The sequence below is a fragment of the Streptomyces sp. SID3212 genome (genome assembly GCF_009865405.1).
Classification (GTDB): domain Bacteria; phylum Actinomycetota; class Actinomycetes; order Streptomycetales; family Streptomycetaceae; genus Streptomyces.
Genome location: NZ_WWJY01000588.1, coordinates 1 through 5,713 on the forward strand (window position 1 = coordinate 1; position 5,713 = coordinate 5,713).

At 73.2% G+C, this 5,713-nt stretch carries 5 protein-coding genes; 3 read left to right on the forward strand and 2 right to left on the reverse strand.

The features are described 5' to 3' along the window. Nucleotides 1-440: 440 nt before the first annotated feature. Nucleotides 441-2,042 (reverse strand): MFS transporter, encoded by a 1,602-nt coding sequence (locus GT042_RS17665; RefSeq protein WP_161309675.1) that lies wholly within the window; start codon nucleotides 2,040-2,042, stop codon nucleotides 441-443. A gap of 155 nt (nucleotides 2,043-2,197) precedes the next feature. On the opposite strand from GT042_RS17665, the gene GT042_RS17670 reads away from it, so the two are divergent. Continuing rightward, nucleotides 2,198-2,860, forward strand: coding sequence for a TetR family transcriptional regulator (locus GT042_RS17670; protein WP_161309676.1), 663 nt, complete (start codon nucleotides 2,198-2,200; stop codon nucleotides 2,858-2,860). A 10-nt stretch (nucleotides 2,861-2,870) separates the two neighbouring features. Here GT042_RS17670 and GT042_RS17675 read toward each other — a convergent pair whose 3' ends face one another. Continuing rightward, on the reverse strand, nucleotides 2,871-3,836 hold the full coding sequence (locus GT042_RS17675) for a quinone oxidoreductase (RefSeq protein ID WP_161309677.1): 966 nt from the start codon (nucleotides 3,834-3,836) through the stop codon (nucleotides 2,871-2,873). 77 nt (nucleotides 3,837-3,913) lie between these two features. On the opposite strand from GT042_RS17675, the gene GT042_RS17680 reads away from it, so the two are divergent. After that, nucleotides 3,914-4,552, forward strand: coding sequence for a TetR/AcrR family transcriptional regulator (locus tag GT042_RS17680; protein ID WP_161309678.1), 639 nt, complete (start codon nucleotides 3,914-3,916; stop codon nucleotides 4,550-4,552). A 255-nt stretch (nucleotides 4,553-4,807) separates the two neighbouring features. Beyond that, nucleotides 4,808-5,713 (forward strand): PAS domain-containing protein (locus tag GT042_RS17685; RefSeq protein WP_161309679.1); only part of this gene is annotated, 906 nt, incomplete at its 3' end.

Consider the following 5,713-nt stretch of genomic DNA (forward strand, 5'->3'; position numbering starts at 1 on the left):
CCGGCGGCCGGATCGACGGCCCGGAGGGTGCGTCCACCGGCGGCGACGGCACGGTTCCCGTCCACCGCGGCCCCGGCGTTCCTGCCCTTCGCCGCGTCCGCGCCGACGCGCCACACGACCTCGCCGGTGGAGGCGGAGCGCGCCACGAAGCCGGCCGGTGCCACGGGGCACAGCAACAACCGTTCGGTGGGCAGGCACCTGCCCGACGGCGCCGGACCGGCGGACCCGACGACCCAGTCCCGCCAGCCGGCTCGCGCCTCTGGCCCGGGAGTCCCTGACGCTCCGCCACAACCGGCGGCGCAGACGAGCAGCGCCGCTCCGGCCAGTCGGCAGGCGATCTGCCACACGCTTGTTCCGCCCATACCCCGTGCCCCCGCCCGCTCGCCTGCCCGGCACAGTACCGCCGCCGCTCCCCCGCACGGGTTCCGCGCCGGATCCCGCTACGCCACCGGCGTCGTCGCACGGTCGGCTCCGGAAGCCGCGTCGCGTGTTCCGGTGTGCTTGCGGCCCGGGAGGAGGGCCAGGACGATCATCGTGCCGGCCGCCATGATGATGCCGCCGACCAGGCTGGTGGTGGCGATGGCGTCGGAGAACGCGGCGTGGGCCGCCGAGACGAGGCCCTGTGCCTGGGCCGGGGTCGCCTGGGGGTTGTGGGCCAGTTCCCCGGCCACGGCGAGGGCTCCGCCGATCGAGTCGCGGGCGGCGTCGAGGGGCTCCGGGGGAAGTGCCGTGCCCACGGCGTCCGTCAGGTTGTCGCGGTACGAAGTCGCCAGCAGGGAGCCGAGGATGGCGATGCCGAGCGAGCCGCCCAGTTCGAGGGCGGTGTCGTTGACGCCTCCGCCCACGCCCAGTTGGTCCTCGGGGAAGGAGCCCATGATGGTGTCGGTGCAGGGCGCGACGCTCAGTCCGACGGCGAAGCCGAGCAGGACGAACGGGGCGAGGAAGTCGCCGTACGTGGAACCCGCGTCGATACGGGTCAGGAACAGCACGCCGACCGTGCCGACGGCCATGCCCGTGACCACCGTCGTCCGCATGCCGAGCAGCGGTGTCAGGCGCCCGGTCACCGCCGCGGCGACACACACGCCCGCGGCGAGCGGCAGCATGCGGACGCCGGTTTCGAGGGGGCTGTAGCCCAGGACGAACTGGAGGTGCTGGGTGATGTAGTAGAGGGCGCCGAACGTGCCCAGGAAGAACATCAGGACGGCGATCGTCGATCCGCTGAACGCGCGGTCCCGGAACTTGCGTACGTCGAGCACCGGGTGCGGATGGCGCAGTTCCCGGAGGACGAAGCCGACGATCCCCAGGCCCGCCAGGACGGCCGCGGCGACCGGACCCGTACCCCATCCGAAGTGCGGCCCCTCGATGATGGCGTACACCAGTGCTCCGACGGCGACGATGGACAACAGGCCGCCGACGACGTCGATCCGGCCCATGTCGCGGGCGCGGGACGGCGGGACCAGGACGAAGGCGCCGACGATCGCCGCGAGCGCGATGGGCACGTTGATGAGGAACGTCGAGCCCCACGCGTGGTCCTCCAGCAGCCATCCGGCGATGAGCGGCCCGAAGGCGACGCCGAGGCCGGAGGTGGCGGTCCAGGCGGTGATCGCCCGGGCCCGTTCCTCGCGCGGGAAGGTCGCCACCAGCAGGGAGAGGGTCGCCGGCATGATGACCGCGGCTCCGACCCCCATGACGGCCCGGGCCGTGATCACGGCCCCGGTGGAGTCGACCAGGCTCCCCGTCACGGCGCCCGCCGCGAAGACGACGAGGCCGGCCACCAGCGCGCCCCGGCGGCTGTACTTGTCGCCTATCGCGCCCAGGAGCAGCATCAGCGCCGCGTAGGGGACGGTGTACGCGTCGATGACCCACTGCAACCCGCTGCTGTCCAGGCCGAGGTCCCGGGTCATGTCGGGCGCGGCCACGATGAGCGCGGTGTTGGCCATCACGATGATCAGGAGACTCAGGCACAGCACCAGGAGCGCCCACCACCTCCTGGAGTAGGGGGTGCGCATCTGGTCGACCGGGGTCGAGGCGAGGAGAGGCATGGGGGCTTCCTTCAGGGAGCGACAGCTCTTATTTGCTCAACGATGTGCACGTTAGCTTCTTGCTCACCCGTGGGCAAATATCGCGCCGCACCCCCGCGTCATGGCCGCGTCTGAAGATTGCGGCTCTGCCCATCGATGTGCAGACTGGATCTCCCATGACTAAGACCGCCCCCGAGCCCCAGCGCCGCAACGCCCGTGCGAACCGGGCCCGCATCCTGGCCGTCGCCCAGGTCGAACTGGGCCGCAACCCCGACGCGACCTTGGAGGACGTGGCCCGGGCCACCGGAGTCGTACGAAGGACCGTCTTCGGGCACTTCCCGGGACGCCCCGCCCTGCTGGAGGCCGTCGCCCAGGAGGTGTCGCAGGTCCTGGGCGAGGCGGTGAAGACCTCCGTGTCGCCGGACGACCCGCCGGAGCGGGCCCTGGCCCGGTTCGTCCTGGGCATCTGGCCCGTGGGGGACCGCTACCGGATGCTGATCGGGCTGGCCCGGCGCGATCTGGGGGTCGAGCGGGTCTCCGAACTGCTCGCGCCCTCGCGCGAGAAGGTCACGAGCATCCTGGAGCGGGGACAGTCCCTCGGCGCGTTCCCCGCGCACGTGCCCCCGCGTGTCCTCAGCGCGGCCCTGGAAGCCATGGCGCTGTCGCTGATCGAGAGCGTCGGCGCGGAGGCCTGGCAGGACGACGGTACGGCGACGGCGACGGCCACGCTGATCGCCGCCGGCGTCCCCGCGCGGCGCGCGGAGGCCGAGGTGCACGACCTCTCCGCACTGCTGACCCGTACGCCTCCGCGGCCCCAGGCCACCCAGGATCCCGCCTGAGCCGTACGCCTCAGGGCAGAAGCAGCAGCTTGCCGGTCGTGGCGCGCGACTCCAGGTCACGGTGCGCCCGCGCGGCGTCCTCCAGCGGGTAGCGCCCGCCGATGTCCACCCGGAGCCGTCCGTCCAGGACCATGCCGAAGATCTCCGCGGTGTGGCGCAGCAACGCCTCACGGGTCGGGATGTGGTCGAGGAAGACCGGGTAGCAGAGCTTGATGCTGCGGGGGAGGTCCCGCAGGCTCACCACGGGCACCGCGCCGATGAACGGCCCGTAGTAGAGCAGTGTGCCGTGCCGGCGGAGGACCTCCATCGAGGCCCGGAACGTCGCCTCTCCCCCGCCGTCGAACACGGTGTGGACGCCTTCCCCGCCGGTCAGTTCCCTGACCCGCTCGACAAACGCGCCCCCGGTGGAGACCACGACGTGGTCCGCCCCGGCCCGCCGTACGACGTCCGTCTTCGCGGCGCTCGACGTCAGCCCGATGACACGACCGCCGCGCGCCTTGACGAGCTGGGTGAGCTTCTGGCCGAGCCCGCCGGCCGCCGCGTGGACCAGCGTCACCTGCCCGGGCTCCACGGGCGCCGCCTCGGTGGTGAAGTGGTGGGCGGTGATGCCCTGCATCATCACGCCGGCCGCCGTCTCGTCGGACAGCCCGTCCGGTACGGGCACCGCACGCGCGGCCGGCAGCACCAGCCGCTCGGCGTACGAGCCGCCGCCGCCCACCCAGGCGACCCGGTCCCCGACGGCGTGTCCGGTCACGCCCTCACCGAGCGCGGTGACCCGTCCCGCCCCCTCGGCGCCGGGGACGAACGGAACCCGGCCCGCCGACGGTCCGAACCGGCGCACCCCGGTGTCCATGAAGTTCACCCCGGCCACGGTGACGCCGACCTGGATCTCCCCGGGCCCGGGGGACGGGTCCGGCCGTTCCGCGATCCGGAGCTCCTCCGGTCCTCCCAGCCGCTCCACCACTATCGCTCGCACGTGACGCACCTTCCTCTCGGTCGGCTCCCCACCTTCGCGGGCATAAAATGGACCGGCAAGTCCAGAAAAGGAGACTCATGCCCGAGCGACACGGGCCCGCGCGGGGCGGGAGGGTCACACCGACCGCCAAGGGAGCCGCGACCAGGAACCGCATCGTCGAGGGCGCGGCGGCCGAGATCCGGGACAGGGGCGCCGCCGGCACGACGCTGGACGACATCCGCGCCCGCACCTCCACCAGCAAGGGCCAGATCTTCCACTATTTCCCGGGCGGCAAGGAGGAGCTGCTGCTCGCCGTGGCCGCCCACGAGGCCGGACAGGTCCTGGACGACCAGCAGCCGTACCTCTCCGACCTGGGCACCTGGCAGGCGTGGCAGGACTGGCGGGACGCGGTCGTCCGGCGCTACGAGCGGCAGGGCGTCCACTGCCCCCTGGGGGTGCTGATGACCGAACTGGGCCGCGCCACACCGGCGGCGCAGGCGCTCACCGGACAGTTGATCGAGCGGTGGCAGGCGGCTCTGCGGGCCGGCGTGGTGCGCATGCAGGAGAGCGGCCGGGCCGACTCGCGGCTCGACGCCGACCGCACGGCGGCGGCGATGGTCGCGGGAATCCAGGGCGGGGTGGCGATCCTGATGTCGACGGGAGCGATCACCCACCTGGAGGCGGCGCTGGACACCTCCCTCATGCTGCTGCGGACCGGCCCGGGCGAATCCTTTTAGGGCAGGAGGGCGCGGCGGTCCCCCGGTCCCGGCACGAACGGTCCCCCGGACCGGCCGGCCGGTCCCGCTCCGGCGGGCAGCTCGTGGCGTCGCGGTGATGGCGCTCGCGCGGGTCAGCGGCAAAACTGGGTGGTAGCCGGCACGACGACGCCCCGGGCCGTACGGATGACACCAAGGTCCCCGTACCGGTGGCGCCGCCGGACTGGCCCCCACGTACGCCGCGAGTGGATGATGGGACGTAGGTGATACTGCGGAATGTCCGGTGATGGTGGCACCGAGGTCGAAGTCCCGAGGCTGTGGGCGGACCCGGCAGGCGGGGCCCACAGCGGTCTGCCGCCGGGCACGGACGAGCAGGAGGCCGTCGCCGGGCAGATGCTGGCGTTCGCCGGCGCCGCGCTCGTCGCCGTCTACGTCCTGGACGCGGGCGGAAGGGCGCTGCGGCTGGCCCAGTCGTCCGGGCGGCTGCGCGACCGGATCCCGCTGCCGGACCTGTACGCCCTGTCGAGCAGGTCGCCGGTCGCCGACGCGTACTGCACCGGGCACCCCCTCTGGCTCGGTCCCGGCGAACTCGCCTCGTACGGCGAGACGGGACAGCGGACCCTCCCGGTCGACATCTCGCTGGGCGCGCTGCCCTGGCGGCTGGGCTGCCTGCTCGTGGTGGACGACGACGAAGGGGGCTTTGACGTCGAGCGGCGCGATTTCCTGGAGGTGTACGCCGACCAGGTCGCCGCGCGCCTCGAAGCGCACGGGGAGCCGGGCAGTGTCCTGACCGCCGGCCGCCCGCCGCCGCCGGTCCTGCCCGCCGCCCCTCCCGACGCACTGCGGATCGGGAAGTTCAGCCTCGCCCTCCGCACCGGTCGGATCGAGGCGGACGCCCGGGTCCTCGAACTGGTCGACATGGCGCCGGACGACTTCGACGGCCGCGTGGAGACCCTCCTGGCGCACTCCGTCCCAGACGACCTGCCCGCGCTGATGTCCCTGATGGAACCGGGCAAGGTGACCTCGGGCAGCCGGGAACTGGAGTTCCGCGTCCGCCGGATCACCGGCGAGCTGCGCTGGCTCCAACTGCGCTGCCGCGTGGTGGCCGACAGCTCCGGCCTGCCGGACCGGGTGGTGGGCGTGGTCGCCGACGCCCACGCGCTGCGGCCCAGCGCCGACGAG

Bases quoted from the DNA above. Each gene is read 5' to 3' on its own strand.
- GT042_RS17680 (WP_161309678.1), top strand. From the start codon at position 3,914: ATGCCCGAGCGACACGGGCCCGCGCGGGGCGGGAGGGTCACACCGACC.
- GT042_RS17670 (WP_161309676.1), top strand. From the start codon at position 2,198: ATGACTAAGACCGCCCCCGAGCCCCAGCGCCGCAACGCCCGTGCGAAC.
- GT042_RS17665 (WP_161309675.1), bottom strand. From the start codon at position 2,042: ATGCCTCTCCTCGCCTCGACCCCGGTCGACCAGATGCGCACCCCCTAC.